Annotated in this window: 4 protein-coding genes; 2 read left to right on the forward strand and 2 right to left on the reverse strand. The window is 69.2% G+C overall.

What is annotated here, in order from left to right:
* Positions 1 to 228: 228 nt before the first annotated feature.
* Entirely contained in the window at positions 229 to 783 is a 555-nt protein-coding gene (locus tag HMPREF0975_RS11520; RefSeq protein ID WP_009234357.1) for an NADPH-dependent FMN reductase, read from the reverse strand.
* A 219-nt stretch (positions 784 to 1,002) separates the two neighbouring features.
* Positions 1,003 to 2,568, reverse strand: a complete 1,566-nt coding sequence (ilvA, locus tag HMPREF0975_RS11525) for a threonine ammonia-lyase, biosynthetic (protein ID WP_198009180.1) — start codon at positions 2,566 to 2,568, stop codon at positions 1,003 to 1,005.
* Positions 2,569 to 2,644: 76 nt separating this feature from the next.
* On the opposite strand from ilvA, the gene HMPREF0975_RS15745 reads away from it, so the two are divergent.
* Together HMPREF0975_RS15745 and HMPREF0975_RS11530 are read left to right on the forward strand one after the other, a co-directional pair.
* On the forward strand, positions 2,645 to 2,833 hold the full coding sequence (locus HMPREF0975_RS15745; protein ID WP_156808275.1) for a hypothetical protein: 189 nt from the start codon (positions 2,645 to 2,647) through the stop codon (positions 2,831 to 2,833).
* 440 nt (positions 2,834 to 3,273) lie between these two features.
* Positions 3,274 to 3,807: a DUF4242 domain-containing protein gene (locus HMPREF0975_RS11530; RefSeq protein WP_009234359.1), complete on the forward strand. Its 534-nt coding sequence runs from the start codon at positions 3,274 to 3,276 to the stop codon at positions 3,805 to 3,807.
* Positions 3,808 to 3,935 lie beyond the last annotated feature (128 nt).

The raw sequence follows: 3,935 nt of genomic DNA on the forward strand, positions 1-3,935 counted from the left end.
GCCCCGGTCGCCGCCGCCCCGGTCGGCCGCGTCCGCCCCTGTCGTCGCGGTGGGAACCGCCTCGCTCGCTGCGCTCAGTCATGGTGGAAACCCTACCCACCCGCCGGCCCGAGCCCCCGCAGCCCGAGCACAGACGACGCCGCCGCCGGGGCACCCGCAGGTACCGCCGACGGCGACGTGAAGGGCTGAGCCGGACGGCTCGGGACCGCTGTGTCGACCCCGTCCGCCTCAGCGCAAGGAGGCCAGGGCGTCGGAGTGGGCGACGACGTCGCGCACCATAGCCGGGACCTCCGGGTCGTGGAAGGAGGCCGGCGAGAAGGCGCCCTCGGCGAAGTCGGTGTTGAGCGACAGGAACACGTTGGAGGCCACGACGGTGGCGCCCATGCCCTGGAGGATCTGCTGGAGGTGGCTGACGGCGCGGATGCCGACGTTGTAGGAGTAGCCGACCACGCCCACGCCCTTGTTGGCCACGGCGCCGGGCTGGAGGAAGTCGATGGCGTTCTTCAGCGCACCTGGGATGGAGAAGTTGTACTCGGGAGTGACGAAGATCAGAGCGTCGAAGGACTTCAGGGCCGTGTCGAAGGCGGCGCCGGCCGGGTCGTTGGGGACCGCCATGCGCGGGGGGATCTCCTCGGCGAACAGGGGCAGGTTGAAGGAGGCGATGTCGACGAGCTCGGCGTCGACGCCCTCGATCTCGTTGGCCTGGTCGACCACCCACTGGGCGATGGTGCCGCCCACGCGGTTGGGGCGCACGGAGCCGACGACGACGGCGAGACGGGTCATGGTGTTTCTCCTGATATGGCGAGTCGGGGGAGCGGCCGGTGTCAGGCTGAGGCCGTCATGGGCCGCCATGGCGCGTCCGGCCGCGATACATGTTGTTAACAACCTTATGGGAATCCCGACAGAAACAGCGAGCCCTTATTGCATGACACCTGCCACAGCGCGCCCCGGCCGGCCCCGAACCCATCGTCCGAAGCGTCAAGGGCGCGGGGTTGTCACGGCTCAGCGAGCCAAGAAGAAGCGGAAGGCGGGGTCGGTGGTCTCCTCGTTGTAGGAGTAGCCGAGCCGGTCCATGTGCTCGGTCAGCTCGACGTCATCGGGACCGGCCGCGAAAGCGCATAGGATGCGGCCGTAGTCGGCGCCGTCGGTGCGGTAGTGGAACAGGGTGATGTTCCAGCGGGTGCCCAGGACCTCCAGGAAGTGAGCCAGCGCCCCGGGCGACTCAGGGAAGAGGAAGGAGAAGAGGCGCTCGGGCACGCCGGGTGTGGCGCGCCCACCGATCATGGAGCGCACGTGGACCTTGGCGAGCTCGTCGTCGGTGAGGTCGATGACGTCGTAGCCGGCCTCCTCCAGGTCGGCGACGATCTCGGCGCGCTCCTGGCTGCGGGCGATGCGCACACCCACGAAGATGCGGGCGGGGTCGGTCGCGGCACGGGCCGCGGAGAGGCGGTAGTTGAACTCGGTGACCGAGCGGGCGCCCAGGACGGAGGCGAAGCGCAGGAAGGAGCCCTGCTCCTCGGGGATGGTCACCCCGAGGATGGCCTCGCGCTGCTCACCGATCTCGGAGCGCTCGGAGATGTAGCGCAGCTGGTGGAAGTTGAGGTTGGCGCCCGAGAGGATGAAGGCGAGGCGCTCGCCGGACAGGTGGTGCTCGGCGGCGTAGCGCTTGAGGCCGGCCAGGGCCAGGGCGCCGGAGGGCTCGGAGATGGCGCGCACGTCGTCGAAGATGTCGCGCACGGCGGCGGAGGTCTCGTCGGAGGAGACGGTGACGACGTCGTCGAGCAGGGCGTGGCACATGCGGAAGGTCTCCTCGCCGATGCGGCGCACGGCCACCCCTTCGGCGAACAGGCCCACGTGGTGCAGGGTGATGGGCTCGCCGCCCAGCAGGGCGGCCTTGAGGCAGGCCGACTCCTCGTGCTCGACGCCGATGACCTGGACGGCGGGCATGAGCTGCTTGATGAGGACGGCGACGCCGGCGGCCAGGCCCCCGCCGCCCACGGGTACGAAGACGCGGTCGAGGTGGGCGTCCTGCTGGATGAGCTCCAGACCGATGGTGCCCTGACCGGCGATGACACGGGGATCGTCGAAAGGAGCGATGTAGGAGTGGCCTTCGTCCTCGGACAGGCGCACGGCCTCGGCCTTGGCGGCGTCGAAGTTGTCCCCGTGGAGGCGGACCTCTCCGCCCAGGGCCCTGACGGCGTCGACCTTGATCCGGGGGGTGACGGTGGGCATGACGATGATGGCGCTCATCCCCAGCAGGGCGGCGGAGCGGGCCACGCCCTGGGCGTGGTTGCCGGCCGAGGCGGTCACGACTCCGCGCTCGCGCTCGGTCGGGTCCAGGGAGCGCATGGCGTTGTAGGCGCCGCGGATCTTGAAGGAGTGGACCGACTGGAGGTCCTCGCGCTTGACCTCGACCGTGTTGCCCAGGCGGGCCGACAGGGCGGGCATCTCCTGGAGCGGAGTGTGCTCGGCCGCCTCGTAGACGGGGGCCTTGAGGATCTCCCGCAGGTAGCGGGCGCTGTCCCAGGCCGGGGTTCCGTTGCTGCTGACGCTGTCGAGCTCATTCACGGGTAACAGCGTAACGGGCGGGCCGCCGCCCGGCTCAAGCCGGCGGTGGCGCACGCACGTGTTGCGCACGAGGCATATGAGCACCACATCAGTCAGCTCCACGGCCACATCCTCGTGGGAGCAGGTCAGGCAGGAGTCGCTGGCCTCAATGACCGAGGCCGAGCAAGCCGAGTACGACACGGCTGCTATCGAGGCCGAGCCCCGCCTCCAGCTTGCTGAACTGGTTGACAACGCACCCCGGAGCACGACCCGGACCGAGGACTGATCGACCGCTGATCACGATGAAGAGCTCAGAATGTCCAAATCGGTGACAAAGGAGCCTGCGGCTCGATCAGGCCGCTGATGGAACCGCGGAATCATGCGGTTCTTGTCCGACGCCTTGGACCTGTTTCGGGTCTTTGTCACCGATTTGGACATTTTCAGGCCGATCTCCTCAAGAACCGGCGCAGCGAAACCGCCAGGCCGCCTTGCTCTGCCCGCCGGCGCACCCAGGGTGCCAAGACCCGCGACGCACAGCTAGGCGCAGAGCCGGAGGAGGCTCACACCAGCGCTGGCGGCCAACACCTCCCGCACCTGCCTATAGCTGGAAATATTCATCCCTATGGGAGTCCGCAGAGCGAACAGACCCCCACTTCACCGGAGCCGGCGGGAATAATTCGGGCGGACCGCAAGGTTGGTACGCACACCCTACGGAAAGGAGCCGCCATGTCGCTCCAGCTCTTCGAGCTTGTCCCCGCAACCCCGTCGCGCGAGGCCGCCCAGGCCCTCATCGCCCAGGTCTCGCAGGCCGTCGAGGCCGCGGGCGCCTCCGTCCTGGAGTCGCAGGTCACCGCCGGCCACGAGCACGTCTTCACCGTCGTCGAACTCGACTCCGACAACGTCGCCGCCCTGACTGAGGCCGTCCGGGCCGCTGCGGCCGGCGCCGAGGTCACCGGCCCCGACGAGGTACGCCTCGTGGGCGCCCAGATCGAGGACGTGCGCGCGCTGGCCCGCAAGGCCGATTACCTCGTGGAGTGGGACATCCCGGAGGAGATCTCGATGGAGACCTACCTGGCACGCAAGAAGGCCAACTCCCCCAAGTACGCCCAGGTCCCGGAGGTGAGCTTCCTGCGCACCTACGTGCGTGAGGACACGGTCAAGTGCCTGTGCTTCTACGACGCCCCCGATAAGGAGGCCGTGGTGCGCGCCCGCGAGGCTGTCTCCACCCCGATCGACCGCCTTCACGCCCTGGAGGGCTGAGGCTCAAGCAGAGCGGCTCGGCGCGCCGTGGCACACCGACCGACGTCGAGGCCCGGTTCGCACTATCGGTGGCCGTCTTCCGGCTCAGCGCCTGGCGCTGCGGGAGGCGGCCACCGCGGTGACCGCCA

It is taken from the genome of Actinomyces sp. oral taxon 849 str. F0330, from assembly GCF_000239715.1.
Taxonomy (GTDB): Bacteria; Actinomycetota; Actinomycetes; order Actinomycetales; family Actinomycetaceae; genus Actinomyces; species Actinomyces johnsonii.